This is a genomic window from Methylomonas sp. MED-D (assembly GCF_050276835.1).
Classification (GTDB): domain Bacteria; phylum Pseudomonadota; class Gammaproteobacteria; order Methylococcales; family Methylomonadaceae; genus Methylomonas; species Methylomonas koyamae_A.
In genome coordinates this window covers 4,928,386-4,948,964 of sequence record NZ_CP189965.1, presented here as the reverse complement: position 1 = coordinate 4,948,964, position 20,579 = coordinate 4,928,386, and the positions used below count along the sequence as shown (strand labels likewise).

Annotated in this window: 21 protein-coding genes; 9 read left to right on the top strand and 12 right to left on the bottom strand. The window is 56.9% G+C overall.

Annotation, left to right across the window (positions count from 1 at the left end):
- Window positions 1-225 precede the first annotated feature (225 nt).
- The 4 genes from ACQE3E_RS22070 to ACQE3E_RS22055 all read left to right on the top strand — a co-directional run bounded on the left by ACQE3E_RS22070 (window position 226) and on the right by ACQE3E_RS22055 (window position 2,275).
- Window positions 226-708, top strand: a complete 483-nt coding sequence (locus ACQE3E_RS22070) for a VOC family protein (protein WP_313730279.1) — start codon at window positions 226-228, stop codon at window positions 706-708.
- Window positions 709-715: 7 nt separating this feature from the next.
- Window positions 716-1,189 carry a VOC family protein gene (locus tag ACQE3E_RS22065; protein ID WP_313730280.1) on the top strand — a complete coding sequence of 158 codons (474 nt, stop codon included), beginning with the start codon at window positions 716-718 and terminating at the stop codon, window positions 1,187-1,189.
- Between the two features lie 86 nt (window positions 1,190-1,275).
- Window positions 1,276-1,776 carry an SRPBCC family protein gene (locus tag ACQE3E_RS22060; protein WP_427501089.1) on the top strand — a complete coding sequence of 167 codons (501 nt, stop codon included), beginning with the start codon at window positions 1,276-1,278 and terminating at the stop codon, window positions 1,774-1,776.
- Window positions 1,777-1,873: 97 nt separating this feature from the next.
- Window positions 1,874-2,275, top strand: coding sequence for a VOC family protein (locus ACQE3E_RS22055; protein WP_064023888.1), 402 nt, complete (start codon window positions 1,874-1,876; stop codon window positions 2,273-2,275).
- Between the two features lie 242 nt (window positions 2,276-2,517).
- Here ACQE3E_RS22055 and ACQE3E_RS22050 read toward each other — a convergent pair whose 3' ends face one another.
- Entirely contained in the window at window positions 2,518-3,306 is a 789-nt protein-coding gene (locus ACQE3E_RS22050) for a hypothetical protein (RefSeq protein WP_313730281.1), read from the bottom strand.
- Between the two features lie 620 nt (window positions 3,307-3,926).
- Here ACQE3E_RS22050 and ACQE3E_RS22045 point away from each other — a divergent pair.
- Complete coding sequence (locus ACQE3E_RS22045) at window positions 3,927-4,463, top strand: J domain-containing protein (RefSeq protein WP_064023886.1); 537 nt, start codon at window positions 3,927-3,929, stop codon at window positions 4,461-4,463.
- Between the two features lie 144 nt (window positions 4,464-4,607).
- On the opposite strand, the gene ACQE3E_RS22040 is transcribed toward ACQE3E_RS22045, so the two are convergent.
- Complete coding sequence (locus tag ACQE3E_RS22040) at window positions 4,608-5,177, bottom strand: hypothetical protein (protein ID WP_313730282.1); 570 nt, start codon at window positions 5,175-5,177, stop codon at window positions 4,608-4,610.
- 352 nt (window positions 5,178-5,529) lie between these two features.
- Here ACQE3E_RS22040 and ACQE3E_RS22035 point away from each other — a divergent pair, with 352 nt between their 5' ends.
- A complete protein-coding gene (locus ACQE3E_RS22035) occupies window positions 5,530-6,417 on the top strand; it encodes a ribonuclease T2 family protein (RefSeq protein ID WP_313730283.1) in 888 nt (295 codons plus the stop codon).
- A gap of 301 nt (window positions 6,418-6,718) precedes the next feature.
- A complete protein-coding gene (locus tag ACQE3E_RS22030) occupies window positions 6,719-7,615 on the top strand; it encodes a hypothetical protein (RefSeq protein WP_427501088.1) in 897 nt (298 codons plus the stop codon).
- A 271-nt stretch (window positions 7,616-7,886) separates the two neighbouring features.
- Here ACQE3E_RS22030 and ACQE3E_RS22025 read toward each other — a convergent pair whose 3' ends face one another.
- The 4 genes from ACQE3E_RS22025 to ACQE3E_RS22010 form a co-directional block, all read right to left on the bottom strand.
- Entirely contained in the window at window positions 7,887-8,429 is a 543-nt protein-coding gene (locus ACQE3E_RS22025; RefSeq protein ID WP_071159117.1) for a flavin reductase family protein, read from the bottom strand.
- 269 nt (window positions 8,430-8,698) lie between these two features.
- Window positions 8,699-9,268: a hypothetical protein gene (locus ACQE3E_RS22020; RefSeq protein ID WP_313730285.1), complete on the bottom strand. Its 570-nt coding sequence runs from the start codon at window positions 9,266-9,268 to the stop codon at window positions 8,699-8,701.
- Window positions 9,269-9,725: 457 nt separating this feature from the next.
- Window positions 9,726-11,591 (bottom strand): M48 family metallopeptidase, encoded by a 1,866-nt coding sequence (locus ACQE3E_RS22015; protein WP_313730286.1) that lies wholly within the window; start codon window positions 11,589-11,591, stop codon window positions 9,726-9,728.
- 121 nt (window positions 11,592-11,712) lie between these two features.
- Window positions 11,713-12,711 carry a YncE family protein gene (locus ACQE3E_RS22010; RefSeq protein WP_313730287.1) on the bottom strand — a complete coding sequence of 333 codons (999 nt, stop codon included), beginning with the start codon at window positions 12,709-12,711 and terminating at the stop codon, window positions 11,713-11,715.
- Between the two features lie 357 nt (window positions 12,712-13,068).
- Here ACQE3E_RS22010 and ACQE3E_RS22005 point away from each other — a divergent pair, with 357 nt between their 5' ends.
- Window positions 13,069-14,154 carry an RHS repeat domain-containing protein gene (locus ACQE3E_RS22005; protein ID WP_313730288.1) on the top strand — a complete coding sequence of 362 codons (1,086 nt, stop codon included), beginning with the start codon at window positions 13,069-13,071 and terminating at the stop codon, window positions 14,152-14,154.
- Window positions 14,151-14,702: a hypothetical protein gene (locus tag ACQE3E_RS22000; protein WP_064028112.1), complete on the top strand. Its 552-nt coding sequence runs from the start codon at window positions 14,151-14,153 to the stop codon at window positions 14,700-14,702. The genes ACQE3E_RS22005 and ACQE3E_RS22000 overlap by 4 nt, the downstream gene beginning before the upstream one ends.
- 391 nt (window positions 14,703-15,093) lie before the next feature.
- Here ACQE3E_RS22000 and ACQE3E_RS21995 read toward each other — a convergent pair whose 3' ends face one another.
- The 6 genes from ACQE3E_RS21995 to ACQE3E_RS21970 form a co-directional block, all read right to left on the bottom strand.
- On the bottom strand, window positions 15,094-15,804 hold the full coding sequence (locus ACQE3E_RS21995) for a hypothetical protein (RefSeq protein ID WP_313730289.1): 711 nt from the start codon (window positions 15,802-15,804) through the stop codon (window positions 15,094-15,096).
- Window positions 15,805-16,512: 708 nt separating this feature from the next.
- Window positions 16,513-17,709, bottom strand: a complete 1,197-nt coding sequence (locus ACQE3E_RS21990; protein WP_427501087.1) for an iron-containing alcohol dehydrogenase — start codon at window positions 17,707-17,709, stop codon at window positions 16,513-16,515.
- A 2-nt stretch (window positions 17,710-17,711) separates the two neighbouring features.
- Window positions 17,712-18,008 carry an antibiotic biosynthesis monooxygenase gene (locus ACQE3E_RS21985; protein WP_313730291.1) on the bottom strand — a complete coding sequence of 99 codons (297 nt, stop codon included), beginning with the start codon at window positions 18,006-18,008 and terminating at the stop codon, window positions 17,712-17,714.
- A gap of 327 nt (window positions 18,009-18,335) precedes the next feature.
- On the bottom strand, window positions 18,336-18,887 hold the full coding sequence (locus ACQE3E_RS21980; RefSeq protein WP_168028425.1) for a pyridoxamine 5'-phosphate oxidase family protein: 552 nt from the start codon (window positions 18,885-18,887) through the stop codon (window positions 18,336-18,338).
- 217 nt (window positions 18,888-19,104) lie between these two features.
- Window positions 19,105-19,554: a tRNA adenosine(34) deaminase TadA gene (gene tadA / locus ACQE3E_RS21975; protein ID WP_168028427.1), complete on the bottom strand. Its 450-nt coding sequence runs from the start codon at window positions 19,552-19,554 to the stop codon at window positions 19,105-19,107.
- Window position 19,555: 1 nt separating this feature from the next.
- Window positions 19,556-20,524, bottom strand: coding sequence for an L-threonylcarbamoyladenylate synthase (locus tag ACQE3E_RS21970; protein WP_281021715.1), 969 nt, complete (start codon window positions 20,522-20,524; stop codon window positions 19,556-19,558).
- Between the last annotated feature and the right edge of the window lie 55 nt (window positions 20,525-20,579).

The window sequence follows — 20,579 nt, the reverse complement described above, 5'->3', positions numbered from 1 at the left end:
GTTAAATTACCGGGCGAGATAGCAGTCGCGTTAGAGTATGGCGTAAAGTGCATCTCGATATCGAAAAGTGGCCGCAACCCACCGACTTGTCAAGCCTTGGAGCGCCAGCCTGGCTTACAGGTCGGACACGAGCCGTTCGCAAATTTTTTCCGGGTGTTGTCGATTTCCGTCAAGCGGGTTCGACTAGTCAACGCAAACCCTTTTATCCCAACCAGGAGTCATACGATGAGCAAGCCAGTCAACCCCATTCCCGACGGTTACCAAAGCGTCACGCCCTATCTGACCGTCGAAGACGCCGCGGCGGCGTTGACGTTTTACCAACAAGCCTTCGGCGCGCTGGAATTCATGCGGCTGACGATGCCGGGCGGCAAAATCGGCCATGCCGAGTTTACGATCGGCGTCTCGCATTTTATGATTTCCGACGAATATCCGAACGCCGGTTCGACGTCTCCAACGAAATTGGGCGGTACGGCGGTCAAGCTGCATTTGTACGTTGACGATGTCGATGCCAGCTTCGCCCAGGCCGTCGCGGCCGGCGCCGTCCCGGCCATGCCGCCGGCCGATCAGTTCTGGGGCGACCGGATGGGCGTGCTGATCGATCCGTTTGGCCATCAGTGGATGTTGGCGACCCACGTCGAAGACGTCGAGGCTAGCGAATTCCAGTCGCGCATGGACGCGATGTTCGCCGGCCACGGCGATTGTGAGTGAAACGACGATGGCTACGATCACACCGTTTTTATGGTTCGACGATCAAGCCGAACAGGCGATGAATTTCTACTTGTCCGTGTTTGCAGAGGCCAGGGTGCTGAATGTCAACCGCTACCCTGCCGGGGCGCCGTTGCCGGAAGGTACGCTGATGACCGCCAGCTTCGAGCTGAACGGTCTGGCTTTCGTCGCGTTGAACGGCGGGCCGATGTTCTCGTTCAATCAGGCGATCTCCTTCGTCATTAACTGCGAATCCCAACAGGAAGTCGATGACTACTGGGAAAAACTGTCGGCGGAAGGTCAGCCCGGCCAATGCGGTTGGTTGACCGACCGGTTCGGCGTACCTTGGCAAATCGCGCCAACCGCGCTCGGCCGCTTGCTTAGCGACCCCGACCCGGGCAAAGCCGCCAGAGTCATGCAGGCCATGCTGACGATGAGCAAAATCGACATCGCCACGCTGGAGCGCGCCGCCGCGGATGCTTGAAGCGCTCGCCGCCGGTCACTGAGGGCACGCCAACCGGGTTCGGCCGGCGTGCCTCGCTTTTTAATATTTTTAATGGGAGAAACCCGATGACCGATTTAGATCCGCGACTCGACCTGACATTCGAACGCATCACCGACCTTCCTAAGGACAAAATCTGGCAAGCGTGGACCGTGCCCGCGCATGTGCTGCCCTGGTTTTGCCCGCTGCCGTGGAAAACCGTGGCCTGCGAAATCGATTTAAAGCCCGGCGGCGCGTTTCGGACCACGATGCGCTCGCCGGAGGGCGAGGAATTTCCGCATCTCGGTACTTATTTGGACATCGTCGAAAACCGCCGCTTGGTTTGGACCAATGCGTTGTTGCCCGGCTTTCGGCCGAAACGGTTCAGCGCCGGGGATGAGCCTGCGGCCTGCGGCGACTTTGCGATGACCGGCATTATCGAGCTCAGCGATCACCCGCAAGGCACGCTCTACAAAGCCGCGGTGTTGCACGCCGATGTCGCCGGCCGCGATCAGCACGCCGCGATGGGTTTCGAGGACGGTTGGGGCAAGGCCTTCGAACAATTGGTGGCTTACATGAAAAGTTGCTAATGCGGGTTAGTTTTGTCGCTAGAATTTATCAGTGCCGAATTTTTCCGGCTCAGGCAGATTCAGCCTCCTTTTTTCAAACATCATCCAGGAATCCAATATGAGCAATCCCACGTTACGTCACGGCACATTTAGCTGGTGCGAATTGTTAACCACCGATCCGGCAGCCGCGAAAGACTTTTATGCCAACTTGTTCGACTGGACGCTGGAGCCGGCGCCGAACGCACCGCCCGGCGTCGATTATTCGGTTGCCAAGCTCGACGGCGAACCGGTGGCCGGGATGATGGCCATTCCGCCCGGCGCGGCCGGCATGCCGCCGCATTGGGGGAGTTACATCACCGTGAACGATGTCGACGCCACCGTGGCGCGGGCTACCGCACTGGGTGCCAGCGTGTGCGTGCCGCCGCAGGATATTCCCAAGCTGGGCCGCTTCAGTATGTTGCAAGACCCGCAAGGCGCGGTGTTCGGCATTATCAGCTATTTGCCGACGCATTGCGGGTAAGCGCGGTCGGCATCAAGGTAGTCCGCCAATCAACAGCGTCGGTTTTCAAGTAGTGCCGGAGCAGTCCGGCACCGTTCGATGGCTATCCACACGTAAAGCTTACGATGGCGTTGGGATATTCCATTCAGCCTCTTCGATCCATGTTGTACAGGTGGACTTCCAAGGCAGGAGCGGAATAACCCGGCTCGCCGGGATCGTAGCGTCCAACGACACAGGTTAGGCGCTCCGGTAATCCAATCGATTTACGCGATGCGACGTCGGCTTAGCGAAGCACCGGCCAAGCCGATCAAGCCGGAAACAAAGGGCCATACCGCGGCGGGCAAAGGTACGCTGGGGACGTTGGTTGAACCGGCGATTGCCGCGCTGCTAGCCGCTTGGGCGTAAAAACTGTAGGTCTCGCCGTCGGCAACCACGACCGGCAGGTAGAGCGTACCGGTTTTTCGTTCGGAATGCGCAAGGCCACTCGGGGACGCCGGGAACAGTAACTCGTAGGCGAGATGGTTGCTGTTGCTGGATGCGGTGGCTTTAGCGGCGCCCAAGGTGGCGCTGGCGGTCGCGTTAGAGCTCGGTGAGTAGCCATCCGGGTAAAAATCGATGGCTATCGAATACCCGACCGAAAACAGAATCAAGCCGTTGCCGGACACGGTGAATTCGCCGTGCCGAATCGCCGAGGCGGTCGCGCTGCTGCCGCCGGTCGGGTTCACGTCGCTGGCGTTGGCCGAAATGGCGTCCGCGGCGATTTCAGCCCATGCCTGAGTCGATGAGTCACCGGCGCTCGATAGCGAACCGGTCCCCCAGTCAGGCACAAAATCGGTTTGTGAAAGATCCGGCCCGGAGGTGATGGCCGAGGTACTGGCCGAATAACTGCTGTCTATCCAGGTCAGCATCGGCGTGCCGGCGCCCAGACTGATCGTGGAAACCGAAAACGTACTCCAGTCTAGCGACGCGCCGGCGGAGGCCGAGGCCGCGAGCGCGGTGTTTGACAGACATGGAATGGATAATGCCAAGATTAACCAATTAGCGTGGCGCATGATTTTCTCCTTAAATAACTGTGGGAATAACTTTTCGCGGATCAAGCCGATTTTGGATTTCACCGGCAATTGGCAAGCAATAATAAATCCGGTTGATGCCTGACTTGCAGGCGGCTGTTTTATAAAGAATTTTTCCTAAATAAAACTTCCTTAAAAAAACTACTGTAAAAATAACCGACGTATATTTGCCGCTGTGCACGTAATCCTAAAATCCCATTCGAATGACTCCCGTCTGGCGATTTATTATTAAGGGAAAGCGGAGGACACCAACGGTAATCCGCCGAATAATCAGTAGCGCCGTAAACTCGGTTCCGAGTCTTATGCGGCGAGTTCTTTGACGTACGACCGAATTCGCCGATTGCGCTGCCGGCTAAGCGGTGCCGACGCCAGGAATTCGCTCCAGCCGTTTGCCTCGGCAACCGGCTTGTTTCAAAACCCACAGTCTGTCGGCATTTCGGTGCCGGATAGGCGGCTAAGTACGGAATGCCGAAACCGGCGAATTGGCGTTAAAACGCCGTCAAGCCAGGTTTGGCGGGCATCCAGCGAGGGTCAATCGGCTTGGTATTTATCTTGCAGCTTTACCGAAACATTCTTGTTAATTCGCCAATCAGGTAAAGACCATGCATCAAAATCCGTGGCCGGAGGAAGAAGAACTTTGGGTGATTTGGAATGGCTCGCTCGGCATCGTGGATACCGTGACCATCGGCCAAGTCGAAGCCGGTCCGCTGGGTAAGAGCGCTTGGCTGGAGGAACCGTACGACATGGTCGGTCCGTTTGATCTTGACTGGTTGGAGGCCAACGGCTGGATAGACTTCGAAGCCTGTACGGTAATGTCCCGGCAAAAATGGCGGGAGGATCAAGTGGCGTTGCGCCGGGAATCGTTAAAGCTGCGCCGCGCGGCTCAGGAAAGACTGTACGAGTACCAGGCCCGTCACAATCAGAGCCGTTTTCGATATCCGGGGCAGGACCGTACGCTCGGTGACCAGCGGCATCGGGAGACCCTGAACCTGCCGCTCGAAGGTGTGCTGGAGGCCGCGCAAATTAAAGCCGCGTTTCGCCGGCTCGCCCAAAAGACCCATCCCGATGTCGGCGGCAGCCACGAACAATTCATTCGTATTACCGAAGCACGCAACGCCTTGCTGGAACGCGCTTCGTGAACTAATCCAACGCGGATGATAAAAACGCGGGCCGCGTTCGCCTAACCGGCTTAACCCGGCAGGCTATCGAGATGCGGTTCGCGGCTAAAACATCTTCAAGGTTGAAGTTTGCCGAGGATAGCGCCGCCGTATTAAAGGCTTAGCTTAGCCATGGGTACTGAAACGGCTGGAATGTTCTTCGTCGTCAAAAATCGGCTCGCCTCTGCCCATCAGCGACTTTTTGCCCAGCGCGACGAAATTGATCAGGCGCACGGCCGTCTCATCGGCGATTTTCAATTGCTCCAGCGTTGCTTGCAGTAGCTCCAAAGCCACGTCGTAAACGTCGTCCACCGGCTGCAATCGCAGAAAGTGAGAATGCGCCGGACAAAGCAAGGTCAAGCGCGGCGTGCCGTCGTCGTCGCCGACGATATTGCCGTTCATCAGCGCGCCGAGAAACGCGAAATCGCGATTGTTGACCAAACTCGGTTTGGCGTTGCCTCGGGCAAAGGCCGCGGTAAACGCCTCGTCCGCTAGTCTGGACAAGGTCGCCGGATCGACCGTCTGGTTTGCCAGCAATGCGCGCATCAGGTTCTTCAACGACGCGATCTGGTCGGCGATTGGTCGGTCGTAAAAATAACGGTTAATGCGGAAATCGTCGCGCATTTTGGCGTACCAGACTTCGACCAATTCGGCCAGTATGTGGTCGTCCAAATTAAATTTTAAAGAGTTACTCATGTTCTCCCCCTATCGGCTGAAAAAACTACCAAGGCACTCCGCGGCCATAGTTATAGCCGAGCTGAAGTGTAACGCTAGCCGGTGTTAAAGGCTAACCGCCCGTTTCGCGTCGTCTAACCCGGCTAGCGAACGGCAACTTTCCCGCGATGGCCTGCCTGGGGTCTAAACTGACAGCGGCTAGTATGCCGCGAGATTTTGATTTGGATAGAACGCCGACCGCTCGCGCCGGGCCGATCCGCCGATTGGTGGGTTAAAGTCTTCATTTTGTCACAGTATTCGCGGCATAATCAGTCTAGCGCGCGTCGTCCCGTGCGCGCCGGCTTAACCCTGATAACGCCCCAGAGGAGTGTCCATGTCCCGAACCAAATTGTTTGCCGCGGTTTGCCTGGCGCTGGTCGCCGTCCTCGCCCATGCCGACTGCGTCGATCCGAAAGATACTTATGAGTCTTACAATGTGGTCGCCGATCCAACCCAAGACCGGCCGTCGGAGTTCTATGTTTTGTCTTATTCCTGGGCCCCGAGCTATTGTGCCCAGAAGGGCGGGCAACGCCGTCCGGGCCAAAAAGACTATCTGCAATGCGGCGGCAAGGCCCACTTCGGCTACATCCTGCACGGACTCTGGCCGCAAGGCAGCGTGGCCAAGCCCAATGACTACCCGCGCGCCTGCGGCGGCGACCAGCCCAAAATCGACCGGGCGCTGCTGGCGAAATATTTCTGCATGACGCCCAGCGTGTGGTTGTTGCAGCACGAATTCGAGAACCACGGCACCTGCATGATCGATCAACACCTGCGCACGCCGGAGGCCTATTTCGATAAAGCCCTGGCGCTGCATAACGCATTGCATCTGCCGAGTCGGCAAATGACCAACGAAGCTCAGGGCAAGGCTTGGTTCGTGCAACACAATCCGCAACTGCCCGAGGACAGCGTTTACTTCGACCGCAACGCCAAGGAATGGCGCATCTGCTACGACCGCGACTTCGCCCCGTTTGCCTGTCCCAGGCCCGGCGAACAAACGGGAGGCCAAACAGGCGGCCAGTCCGGCGGCGGCGATACGAACGCCGGCAACGGCGATGCCAACGCCTGCCCGGTCAAGGGCAATATTTCCGGCAAGTATCGCAAACTCTACTTCGAACCCAGCCATCCGACCTATGCCAGCGTGGTCATCGACTTCAGCAAAGGCGAACGCTGCTTCGATAACGTCGAACAGGCGCTTGCGGCGGGCTGGAAAAAAGCGCCCTAACTTTTTTAATTGACTAGTGTGGCGGTTGTGGGCGCTTCCTGCGATTTACGCTTTGCCGGGAGCGTTCCGGCTGGGATGGCGACGCGCAACCTAAAGTCCAGCGCCGCCGGATGAAACGCCGCTCGCCAACGGTCAGCGTTCGTTCGAAATCAGGCGTTCGGCGCGAATGTGTTTGTAAACCGCATCAATCGCGAACGATGCGGTGCCGGTTGTTTACAGCATTGATAGCCCCGATCCGAACGCCGTATTTGTCATTTGCGGGCGACCTTGCAACTCCACCATAACTAATTTCGGAGCCGTCATGCCATTATTGTCTTCGCAACCTATCGGCAAGTATGCCGTTTTAGAAACCAGCATTAAGTTGTATATCGAAAGCCTGCCCAAACTATTGGCCTTATTTTGGATTTTGGCGGCGATTTTTTCTGTTGAATGGGGTTTAGCGCTATTGCCGAGCGTGTTGGACAGGAATGCAGACGCAGTCTCTATCATTGAAACGATACAAACAATCCTTTGGTTACCGACCATGCTTTGTTTATTTTGGGCATACGCCTGTATGGTTCAACGTTTTGATAGTGTCGCAAAAGGACGAGAGGAAAGCTTTAAGCAAGTATTCACGATAGGCGTAAAAAAGATATGGCCTTTATTTCTTGCCACACTTCTGCCGTCTATCCTGGTTGGATTGACCGGCATGATGATGATAGGCACAGTGTCTTTCATCCCTATGTTGATTTCCACCGTCCTGTCAGGCGCCGACAATTCCATCGTCATGGGAATTTCAATGGTCATCGGTGTGGTATTAGGGGCGTACCTTGCTGCCGCTATAGCGGTTTCACTGGCCTTCTATCCTTATTTTGTCGTTATCGATGCCTTGCCCGCGTATGCCTCATTGCAGGCCAGCTGCAAGTTGGCTTGGGGACACGTGATATCCGCAGCCGTGATCTATCTGGCTCCGACTTTGGTTGCGGCACTATTGTGTGCCGCAGCAGACAGTCTGACCGAGGGTTGGGGAGCGGATGGACAAACCAGCGTTATTCGCGAAGTGGTTTATGGTGTATGGATTGTCTGCGTCGGTTCCTATTTTTGCGCGCTAAGCTATGTGCAATTTCACGATTTAAAGCTGCGGCAATCGAACGTCGCAGCGGCGTGCGGGGTGATCGAACCCGAGACTTCGGCCTCGGAACACGCCCGTTACAGATAGTTTCTCGGCCGTTGCCGCTCGAAGCACGGCGTTTTTAGAAAATAACGCGATTGTTCGAACTCGTCGCCGAAACCTTGCCGTTCGGCAGGATAACGTTTTCCAAAAAAGCTCGACGGTTTTGTCGGAGAGCTCGAAACCAGAATCGCCGAGTTCGGAACATCCGTCGTCGCGTTCCAGACCGCAAGCGGCGGCATGAACCCGCCGCGCTAGCGTCGTCGCTAAAAACGAATGCCGGAACCGACCGAAATCCGCCGCTTTTGCGGATGGGCGATCAGATACCTTCGGGCAATTTCGCCGCCATCATCTCCCGCCGATCCAGTTTTATGCCGTCGGCAACGAAACTGCCGTCGCCGACTGCGTGCAGGGTGCGGCGTTCCGCGCGTTCGTCGTCCAGGTAAGCGGCCAGCCCTTCCAGCACGACGATGTTATGGCGTTCGACGATGTCGATCACCCGGCATTCGATGTTCGCTAAGCATTCTTGGATTAAAGGCGCCGCGACGTGCTGGCCGCGTAGCGCGGTCAAACCGAATTTGGCGAATTTGTCGGTATCGCTGCCCGAGCAAATGCCTATGCCGACCACCCGGTCGAGCAAGTCCAGCGTCGGAATCGCCAGCACGCAGGCCTTGGTGTCGCGCAACGCTTGATAGGAATGGTTCCACGGCCCGGTTGCGATCGCGAATTTGGGCGAGAAGTCCAGCACCATGGTCCAGGAAACCGTCATCACGTTGTCGCGCCGGCCGTCGTTGGTCGTCACCCACACCACCGGGCCGGGTTCGATCAACGTGAAGGCGTGGTTGAGGGGCAGGGTTTTCATCCGGCTAGACTCCGAAAGGGGGACGCCGGTAAAGCCGTCACAGCTTCACAAGCGGTCGTGATGCATCGCGTACCACGGGTACAGGCATAAGCTTATCACCGTAGAGAAGCCGGAAACAACGCGGTAGGTTCGTACTGGTTGGTATTGCGTAGCCTCGATGCAAAGTTAGCAGAATCGAGGGTGTCGGCGGTTCTGTCACGAGACTAACATCGGCGACTTGCAGGGGGATGTCTTCGAATCCTCGATTCCATCGAGGCTATTTTCTTGGCTTATTCAGACAACAGTTTTCGGTATTCTTCCAGGGATTTTTGTTCTAAAACAAAAATTGCGATTTTTTCGTCCTTATCTTGCAATTTGGTTTTATAAGGAAAACTTACTCGAATGGCTTGTGGAAAAGTCGGTACTGAACGAAATTTTATTTCCCGATTATTTGTTTCTAATGGTATGGGTTGAGCATTCACACGAAGTGTGCCTACATAAAATTGGGAATAAGTCATGCCGCCATTCTGTTTTTCCCAACCCGGAACTCGACGATTATCGATCCAGTGAACCCATCGGTCGTTGATTTTAAGCTCGATATCGCAAAAAGGATCGAAACCTTTGTGCGGTGGAGTCGTTGCGTCATATTTGGGAGGCAAGAATATTGGGTTTTTGCCTTTGTTTGAGACCTCAAATGAGTATACAACAAGTTTGTCCCTCGGGTAATACTTCATATTGATGACTACGCCAATCTCGTCATTGTCAATCTCGTTTATTTCATTAAGATATACGTTAGCATTTGCGGCATATAGAAAACAAAAAAATAGCGCAATCGCTACGGGAAATTGAAGCGCTCGCATAATTGATCTCCTAAAATGGCTGTATGTTAAAGCTAGTCAATTCGATATAAGTCTTCATCAATTCGTGCCAAAGTTAGAGGATGGACGTCGCGTTAGACGCATTGGTGACAAGTCGAGTATGGCCAGCCTTTTAACGGCATTAACCAGTTAGTTTTGTCGGTCTATTATGAATACAATTGAAATACACTAGAAAATCCGCTTCATCCCGAATCAGCTTCCCCAATAACGCCGCGGCGACTACTGGGCTATTCCATCTGATAGATGTGGGGTACGCAGTGCGTACCCTTGTATGTTCCATCCTGCGTCGCATTCCCCGGCACCCGCCGGGCCTCATTGAAGCGGCTTTGCTTCGGCTCCGCTCAGCAACCTCAGCTCCGCCCAGCAACCGCCACTCGCCGCTAAGGCATTCTCGAAACAGTGGGGGGGGCGACCGATAACATTCCGCGACACGCCGCATCTACCGCCGATATATCTCGCTACCCGCCTTGATCGCGCGCTTGGCGATCGCGGCATGCGACCCGGACTTGGCCAGCACGAATAGCGTGTGCGGTAACGACAGACGCTCCAACAATTGTCGCGTCAATTTCTTCTCGTTGGCGAAAGCGGACTTGGCGAATACCACGGCATACGTCTTGGCTTCGGGATAGTGTTGCATCGGCTTTTCGGCCAGCCAAACGCGTTTGACGCCGGCCACTTCGGCCGCGGCAGCGCGAATCGCCGCCAGCGTGGCCTCGTCCGCCCGCGGTTTGACGAACCTATCCTTGCGGGTCAGCGTATCCCGCTCCAGCCCCGCCGCCCGGTTGATGTCCATCTGCCGCTCGGCCCGTTTCAGGCAATCATCGGCGGCGGCTTCGTCGCCGCGCCGCCGGTAGAAATAGTCCAGCCAGCGGCAACCCTCCAGCGTCAACTCCGGCTTCGCGGCGATGGCAGCCTCGATGGCCGCGATGCCGGCGCTGTCATCGCTTTTCAGCAGCAGCCGGCCGATTACAAAATCGGCGTCCGCATCGGCGTGGGCGGCGCGATAGCTTTGAAACAGCGGTAGCGGATCGATGTCCGGCGCGAATTCCTCGGTCAACACCGCCAATTGCCAATGTTGCGCGGCGCTGAGGGTTTCGGAAGCCTGTTGGGACAATTCCGCCAAGGTTTGCCGGCCTTCCTGGCAATAGCGGTAGCGCTCCCGCCATTTGTCGTCGTTGTTTTTCAGCCAATCGGCGTCGAAATCCGCCAAGATCCGGTCCAGTTCGCCGCCCAGCCACGCCCGCGCGGCCGAGTCGGCCGGCATTTTCGGCAACGGCGCCTCGGTTTGCAGGGCTTGCAACCGGTCGCTCAGCGCCGGATGAGTGTCGTAATGGCCGGTGGCGACCTTCAAGGCTTCGGCGACCTTGGCGTGCAAATCGGCGGTTTCGAACGGCGGCTGACGCAGGAAATCGCGCAAGGGTTTGAAAGGCGCCGTGGGCAGCTCGCTAGTGTCTGCCTGCTTCAGAAAGGGCATCCAGAAATGCTCGTTGACCAAGCCGCTGACCACGTAGGTATTGACCAGGGCTTGCGCGGCATCGTGGCGGCTGGTCAGTTGCGCGGCCACCGCGTCGGCCGCGAATTCGTTGGTGCGAGCGAGCGCGAAGGAATAGGCGGCGAAGGTGGGCGCATACCAATCGAAAAACCGCCGCATCAGCGAGGCGCCGATGTTTTGTTGACGCTCCAATCCGGCGACGATGCGTTGCCAGCTCAAGCGCACCCGATAAATCCAGCCGGCGAATCGGCTGTGGGCAGCCGACAAGTGGCCCAATTCGTGGGCGATCACCGCTTCGGCCTGGGCCGGCGACAGGCTCAGCAACAATTCCAAACCCAAAAACAGCGTGTTTTTCGGAAAGCCGAACACGCCCAAGCGCGGGGTTTGCACGATCGCGGCGTTGTATTCCGGGGTCAAAATGACTTGATGAATCCTGGGCGCGCGCAATTGCCGGCTGAGCGTTTTCAAGCGTTCGAACAATTTCGGATAGTGCTTGGCGGTCAAACGGTAGCCGGTCGGCGGCTCGAACTTCACCCACAGTGCCCGCAGCAACACGTAAATCATCGCCAGAATGACAACGATCAATTTCTTCTTCAGCAGCAATATCGCGAACGTGGTACTCGCCAGCGCCGCCCAACCGATGCCGACACTGATCGCCACCAAGGTAAACAGCATGCCGAAGATCACCAAATAACCCAGTAGCGCCAGCAAGCCGACCTTGGCCCGATAACGCCGCGGCCGGCGCTTGGCTTCCTGCTCGGCCCGGCCGATCAAGGCTTCCAGATGTTCGCGTTGCTGAGTGGTGGTTTTCATGAGAACTCCGAAGAGATAGCTTTGGAGGCGCTTGCACAAGACCACTGGCGCAAGCGCACGACGATGCCCGCCAAACAGCGGCCAGCCAAGGCAAGCCGCTGAGCGTGAGAAGACTAGCGAATTACTGGGCCGGCGTCCGCAACGGCGCGAAATAAACCCCGGAATCCAGCGTGGAAAACAAAAACGAATTGTCCGAGGCAACCTTGACGCGGCCCTCGCCGAAGGCGAAATTGCCGTTCCAGTCGAAATTGCCGGGCACTTTGATCTGAGCGACTTCAGTCATTGTGTCCGAGTTATAAACTGAGATGTAATCGGAATTTGCCATTGGGAAATACACCTTGTTCCCTACCGGTGCGTAAGCCGCGCCGATCGGCGTTACGCCGGCGTATTCGCCAACCGCCGGGAAGACTTGTTTACTGTCCAGGATGATGGTGCCGCCGTAGGTGGGAACAGCGATTTGGCTGCCAGTATAAGAAATGCCGATCTCGAAATTAAACCAATTGGTCGCGTTATTCGATTGGTATTGCTCGTCTCCGGCTTTGTAAACGCCCCAGGCGCCGTTGGAGATATTGGACTCGGCGACCGCTATCGTATGCCTATCCGCCGATGCGGCCAACATGCTGTTTTGTCTGACCGAACCCAATTCCGAGACCGCCTTGGTGAAGTAATTGATTTTCCGCAGCGGCACCCAGCCCGAGCCTTCGTAGTTGCTGGAGACCAGGATATTACTCAATTCGTCGAACGCCACGGTAAAGGTGCCGCCCTCGCCGAAACTCAAATCGAAGCCGACCCTTTTTACCGCGAGCGTGCGCAAATTGATAACGTCGATAAAGTTTTGCTTGGCCCCGCGCGACAAATTGGCGACCGCCAGCAATTTACCGTCGGCGGAAATGTCCATGCCGGCGGTTTGGCCACCCAACGTAATCGGCGTTAGAAACTTTTTAGCGACCATGTCGTACCGCCGAACAGTGGTGCCGCCGCTGATAAACAGTACTTGCCGCACTGTATCGTAGGCAATGTCGTAGCGGTTGGCGTCCGCTATGAAGCCGGCTTCGGCATGGGCGGTCAAACCGGAAAAAAACAGAACAATTCCTGCTACAAACGCGCAACTTTTATTCATAAAAACTCCTGGAGGGATTGGATTTCGTTATGCCTTACCCGAAACACGCGCTCGGGTAGTGGCCCGCTAAGCGTGACTGTTCGCTCGTCATCGCAAGCCGGGACCGACTGCTGGGTGATTAGGACTGTTTCCGAACTGACTGAAAGAATGGTCTAACTGAAAACGCCAGCGGCGACAAGCATAGCAGAGCCGGCGCAAGCCTTCTAGTCGGGCACGTCCGCCGCTACGAATGTCGATTAAACTTCCACAATTGCCTTCTCGGTGGCGCTATAGAGTTCACAGCCTGTCCTAGCCAACGGTGCGACCGAAAGCTACGCCTACGCGCCGGCCGGCAACCGCCTGACTCAGCAAGGCGGCGTGGCCATTGGCGTGGATGCCGCCGGCAACATCACCAGCGACGGCGCTTACAGCTACCAATACAACCGCCGCGGCCTGCTGTACCGGGTTTACCAAAGCGGGGCGGCGGTCGCGAACTACAGCTACAACGCCCTGGGCCAGCGCACGTTAAAAACCTTGAGCGGCGGTAAAACCGTGTATCAATACGGCCCCGGCGGCCAATTGCTGGCGGAAATCGGCAAGGATGCCCAAGGCAACTGGCTCGCCCTCGACTACGTCTGGCGCGGCGAGCGGCCGGTGGCGCGCTTCAAAACCCAAGTCACCGCGGCCGGCGCCGCCAGCACCTTGGAAAGCCTGATACTGCACACCGACGCGCTGGGCAGCCCGAGCGACGCCAGCAACAGCCAGGGCAACGTGGTCTGGCGCTGGACCCACGAAGCCTTCGGCGCCACCGCGCCCAATCAAGACCCGGACGGCAACGGCCAAATCACCCAGCTCAACCTGCGCTTCCCCGGCCAGTATTACGACGCCGAAACCGGTCTGCACTACAATATGCACCGGTATTACCAACCCAAGACCGGCCGCTATATCTCCTCCGATCCGATTGGGGTGTTGGGGGGCATTAATACTTACACCTATGCTTTAAATAATCCACTAAGATGGACTGATCCTTTAGGCTTGTATAGCAAAACAGGTTGTAATGATGCTCAGTGTGAATTGATTGACAAAGCAGTTGCAAATGCACAGGACGCTGCTAATAAACAGGGAATTGGGCCTGGTTTTTCCCAAGCCCTTGAAACTGCAAATTTCATTTGTAAGAAACCAGAGAAAAACAAAAATTATTGCGGGGCAAATAATGACCCGGATATTTATCTAAGAAATGCTTTTAACCCTGGCAAATGCGGTTCACTACCTAGCACTTTACTTCACGAGGTTTCGCATTCTAAACCACTGAATTATACTGAAATGGACGCTTATATTCTTGAATATAAAGCTTATGGCACTTCTATGCCAACGCCCGCTAAACTCCAAAAGGATTATCCAAACTTATCTCCAGAACAAATTCAATACTATAGCAAACAACGTGAAGAGGCCTTAAAGCAATGAAATTGATTTTTATAGTTTTTCTGTTGCTATCTAGTAACGCGTATTCTAAGTACCCTATTGAATCATTCCAAAATGTAATGAATCGTGTTGTAACTCAATCAGATACCATTTTTATTGGAAAAGTTCTAAATGAAAAGACGATTGAAAAAGGGCTTGTCGTTGGCTTAGGTACTAAACAGATAGGCATTTTAGAAGTTGAGGTTATAAAGAAATATAAAGGTCATGTTGTCAAAAATGAAAAGCGCTTAGTCTGCACATGGTTTGATAATACAGAGCATTTATTTAACTTTAAAATAGGTCAAGAACTAACATTCTTTGGTATTGATACTGGTTTGAATATTCAGTTACCAAGCACTTATGGTTATATCCGAAGCTCAAGCGGGATAGAGAAAGAGCTTTCTAAATCATTAAAGTTACGAAGCAAGCCTAATAAAGATAGGAACATGATATTTGAGATTGTTGACTCAGATAGTAAGGTGACTAGAAATGCCTGTAATGAACCGGATGCATGGGAACTAGCTACAGAATATAGGCCTACGACGAAGTGACCAAACATATACACCTATGTTGAGAATAACCCGGTAACCTTATTGATCCGGAAGGTCTTGCCAGTTCTGGTCAACCTATTGATCTTGGTGGTGGCACAACAGTTTGGATTGATAATCCACACGTTCCCGGACAGCAGGAACATGCACATGTAGCCCGCGTAGCTCCGATTAGCGAAGCGTAATCGGAGGAACGAAAGCCGGCATTCGTGCGATTTCGCTACGCCAATCGCACGGCACGCCCCGGCCGCTTGGCACAGTCGGCGAGAACGGGATGCCGCCGGCAACACCACCAGCGACGGCGCTTACAGCTACCAATACAACCGGCGCGGCGTGCTCCATTGGTGACTTGACGCTAGCAAAACGCGCCTAAGGCGACAGGATTAGCGCAATCTCAACGCAACGGAATCGGCGGGTGGCGGTCGCCGATGGCGTCGAGATCGTCCAGGCTCATGATCGGCGCGTACATCAGGTCCTTGATGTCGGCGGAGCGGGTCCAGCCGAAATCCATTTCGCCGATCGCGCGCTTGGTCATTTTCAACAGCCGGGTCGCGGCAGCCTGGTTGGCATTGCGGTCGCCCGGCTGGTGCATGCGGGCGGTGGAGATCACCGAGCAGCGGCACACCCGATCGTGATGTGAGAACTGAAAACGGAAATTGCGGGTACGGCTGTTGATGTCGCGATTGGTCAAAAACACGAAATGAGTGTTGGGGTCGGTTTCCGGCAGGCGCCGCATCACGGCGCGGGCTTGCTCGAAAATGTCTTCCGCCGCGAATTGCCGGGTGCCCGGAAAGGCTTGGATTGCCAGCGCGCCGAGCGGCAAACTGGCTTTCGCCCAGATGCCGAATTCCCGGCCGACAATCTTCGCCACCTCGACCGCCGCGTCGTCGGAAAAATCGTCCAGCGGCAGGATATACACGTCGATCGGGCCGGTTTTTTGGTCGGCCGGCAACGACGGCTCGGAAACCGCCGGTTCGCTGACCGTGGCAGTCTCGGCGATGGGTTTAGCGGGTGGCTCGGGCTGATTAGCGGCGCAGGCGGATAGCAAGGCCGAAATCAGAAAAAACGCATATAGCGGATGATTAAAATATCGTTTCGAACTCACTGTGTACTCCCGTTTTTGGTGAATGCCTGGGTTTTGTGGTTTATAGATCGGGCTTGTAAGGGGTTGAACCCACCGGCATGTTCCCTTCGGCTCCGCTCAGGGAACGCGCGGTGTGCCGTAGAACGCACGCTGTACCGCAGAACGTGTCGGTCGTTCCCTGAGCAGAACCCAAGGGAATTTAAAACTCGAAGGCGAAATCCATTCAGGGAACTCACCGCTGTACCGCAGAACGCGTCGGTCGCTCCCTGAGCGGAACCCAAGGGAATTTAAAACTCGAAGGCGAAATCCATTCAGGGAACGCTCCGCTGTGCCGATGAACGTGTCGGTCGTTCCCTGAGCGGAACCCAAGGGAATTTAAAATTCAAAGGCGAAATCCATTCAGGGAACGCTCCGTTGTACCAGAGAACGTGTCGATCGCTCCCTGAGCGGAGCCCAAGAGAATTTAAAATTCAAAGGCGAAATCCATCCAGGAAACTCACCGCTGTACCGCAGAACGTGTCGCTCGGTCCCTGAGCGGCGCCCAAGGGAATTTAAAACTCGAAGGCGAAATCCATCCAGGGAACTCACCGCTGCGCCGGAGAACCTGTCGTTCGTTCCCTGAGCGGAGCCGAAGGGAACTTAAACCTCCGAAAACGGAATCCATCGCTTCGCGCTCATTGAATCCCGAGACAATACAGGGGCGTCGCCATTCCGGACGGCTCATTCGACTCAAATCCGCCGCGCCAGAATCTCCCCAATCTCTTCGTCGGTCAATACGATGGGATTGGTCTGCATGCTGCTGCCTCGCGCGTTGGCGACGATCAGCGGGAAGTCGGCTTCGGCGATGCCGTAGGCGCCGAGGCGATCCAATTGCAAGGAGTCGCTCCAGTCGGCCAGCAGCGCGATCAATGCGTCGCGGGCTTGTTGGTCGTCCGGCGCATCGTCGCCGGCCAATAGCCGACCGACTTGGGCATACTTAAGCAGGGCCGGATTGGCCGGTTCGCGGGCTTGCAGCGCGCGGATGTTGACCTCGGTCGCAGCAGCGACCAGTGTGCCGCACACAACGCCGTGCGGGATCGGGAAGAAAGCGCCCAGCGGCGAAGCCAAGCCGTGTACCGAACCCAGGCCGACTTGCGCCAGCGTGATGCCGGACAACAGCGCCGCATAGGCCATTGCCGCGCGACCTTCGCCGGCGTCCGGTTCCACGCCGCGCCAGGCCGCGAAGAATCCGGACTTGACCGCTTGCATGCCGCTCCAGGCCAGCGCGTCGGTGAACGGATTGGCCTTGGCCGACACGTAGGATTCCAGCAATTGGGTCAACGCGTCCATGCCGTCGGCGGCGATCAATGCCGGCGAACAAGTCGCCAGCAAGTCCGGATCGAGGATGGCGTATTCCGGCACCAGACATTCGTCGCGAAACGATTTTTTGAAGCCGTCCGGGCCTTGCACGCTGAGCACCGCGTTTTTGGTGGCTTCGCTGCCGGTGCCGGCGGTGGTCGGTACGGCAATGAAAGGCGTGCTGGGACCGTGATAGGTTTGGTTACGGCCGACGCCTTCCAGATAGTCCATCACCGAATCGCCGCTGGGCAGCAGACCGGCGATGGCCTTGGCGGCGTCGAGTACGCTACCGCCGCCGATCGCGACCACGACTTCGATGTTCTGCTCGCGAAATCGGCTCACCGTGTCATCGATCAATTGCGGCGAGGGTTCGCCGGACACCGTGCAATGTTGCCATGCCACACCTTGCCCGGCCAACGCGTCGATAAAGCTTTGCCAGCCCGGCGTGCCGAAAAACGACTGATTGCCGGTGACCAGCAAGGCTTTGCGGCCGTAACCGGCGATCAAGGCCGGCGCCTCGTTCAGGCGGCCGCGCCCGAACAAAATGCGCGGCAGGCGGGCGATGTAAAACGGTTTGAAAGTCTGCATGCTCAAGCCTCCGGAAACAAGGCTTTATACGGCACGCCCCGGCGCGGTTCGGCCATCCAGTCTGCGACCGTGTCGCGCCAGACCAGGTAATGTTCGGTCTGCTTGTGCGCGGCCGCGTCTTCGGCTGAGGCATAGACTTCGTACAAGATAAATTGGCTGGGGTCGTCTGGCGTTTGCAGGACATCGAAACGGCGGTTGCCGGCCTCTTGCACCGAGGCCAAGTGGTTCAAACGGGTGGCGGCGATGAAGTCGTCGATATGTTCGGGTTTGACGTGGACGTGAACGAGGGTAACGTGCATGGTAACGAGCCATTGAGTGGAATCAGCCGCTTAGCATAGGCGAAAACCGGCGGCGATGGCAAAGAGAGCGGTCTGTTCACTGGATAAGCTTTAAGCCGGGCCAATCTCGTTTTGGCGCCGGTAGGAGTACAAACCTAGGTTTGTACTCCGTGGCTTGGCGGTCTGGCGTTATCGCCAACGCGGGGGAGCAATGCTTGAAGACAACGAAACCGGGTAGCATCTAAGCCACGCCAAAGGCCGATTCACCGATGATTGGAATACAAACCTAGGTTTGTACTCCGCGACGTGGCGGGTTGGCCTGCAAACCTCGGTTTGTACTCGGCGATTTCAGTGGCCTTTTTCGACGATATAAGTCGGAAGACCGTCGATGCTGAGCTGGTTTTTGTCGTGCCAATAACGACGGATGCCGGCCTCGCCTTGATCAGCGGCCCAATCGGACAACTGTTCGCGTTCGCCGGCGTAATCGAAAAACGGCACCGCCATGCCGCAGGAAGTCTGCACCAAGTCGATTTCTACATCGAAGATTTGCCGGGCGCCGGGTAGCGGCCGGAATTTGCCGAACAAGTCCGGCCAGTCGGCATCGCCCGGATGCACGACGCGGGCGTTGCCGTATAAGCGCAAGATCAACGGCGAACCGACGAAGGCGCAAAACATGATCGTCATCCGCGGGGCGATTCGCACGTGGGCGGCGGTTTCGTTACCGCTACCGGTGACGTTCAGCCAGGCCACCCGTGCCGGCCCCAGCACCTTGAACGAGTCCATGCCCTTGGGCGAGATATTAACCCGACTGTCGGCCGTGGCGGTGCCGACGAAAAACAGCTTTTGTTCGCGGATGAATTGCATGTGTTTATCGGACAATTCGGTGTAACGCTTTCCCATCGCTTGCTCTCTTTGGCTGGTTCCAGAAACGGGTGAGGCGCTACCAAGCCCCAGCCCCACACGACCGTCGCATGGCAGGCCGCAGCCTTTGCGCCCGACGGAATTCTCGGTGCGGTCAAACCGGCGCGTTACCAGCGCCAATTTTCGGGGAGTCTACGATATCCCCCTGAGTTTGCACCATTTCGACCTACTTCGACCCAGAAACTGATGCATGTCGTTAACGGCGCCGGGCTCGGAAAAAATCGCTGAGTAGTTCGGCGCAGTCGGCCTCCAGCACGCCGCCGCTCCATTCCACCCGATGATTCAAAAACGGCGCGTCGCTGAGTTGCAGGGCATGACAGACCGCGCCGCGCTTAGGATCGTAAGCGCCGAACACCAGACGTTTGACGCGGGCGTGGGCGATGGCGCCCATGCACATTACGCAGGGTTCCAGCGTCACGTACAAGGTGGTGTCGATCAAGCGGTAGTTATGCAGCGCCCGGCCGGCCTTGCGCAGAGTGACGATTTCGGCGTGGGCGGTAGGATCGTCGCTTTGTATCGGCTGGTTCCAGCCTTCGGCGATGCAGCGCTGGTTCAGCACCAACAGCGCGCCGACCGGCACCTCGCCTTGCGCTTCGGCGCGTTGCGCCAGGCGGATGGCGTGGCGCATCCATTCGGCGTCGGTCATTTCACACCGTGGCTTTGCTCAAACGGTCGTTGACGGCGGCCCAGGCTTCGCTGTCGGGCGGTTGCTCGATCAAAATCGTGTCCAGTTGCCGGCTATCCAATTCGCGCAAGGCGCTGTACAGCGCGCTTTCGTAGTGTTCGGCTTGCTCGGGCAATTTGATCAGGTTCGGGCAGGGAATCTCGGCGATGGCCGGACTGAAGGCCAGAATGCCGATGCGCTTACCCTGGCCGCACAGCTCGTCGGTCATCGCGATCAAGGTATCGGCCGGACACAGCAAGGCCATCGTATTCGGCGCGTAATGTACCGCCAGCATGCCGGGCGCGCGGATTTTGCTCTGCGGCGACAGGCGGACTTCGGTACCCAGCGCGGCCTTGAGCTGGCTGCGGGTGATCCGGCCCGGCCGCAGGATGGCCGGCTGGCCGTCGCTGAGATCGATGATCGTCGATTCCACGCCGACCGAGCAAGCGCCGCCGTCCAGAATGCAGGCGACGCGATCGCCCAATTCCTCGGCGACGTGGCCGGCCTGGGTCGGGCTGATCCGGCCGAAGCGGTTGGCCGACGGCGCCGCGATCCCGCCGCCGAAGGCTTGCAATAACTGCAACGCGACCGGGTTGGACGGCACCCGCACCGCGATCGTGGTTTGACCGCCGGTCACGGCGTCCGGCACGTCCGGGCGCTTGTTCAAAATCATCGTCAACGGGCCTGGCCAGAACTGCTCGGCCAGTTTCAGCGCGGCGTCCGGAATCTCGACGGCCCATTCGCTCAAATGCGCGGCCGAGGCGATGTGCACAATCAGCGGATGGTCGGCCGGGCGGCCTTTGGCCGCGAAAATTTTGGCGACCGCGGCCGGGTTAGCGGCATCGCCGCCCAGGCCGTAGACGGTTTCGGTCGGAAAGGCGACCAATTCGCCGCGCCGCAACAAATCGGCGGCCTGATTAATCGATTGTTCGGTGACGGGAGTCGGAGTCAATGTCTTTGCCGGCTAGATAAACGATGAGACTGGAGCCGGTTGCTCCCCCCGGCCG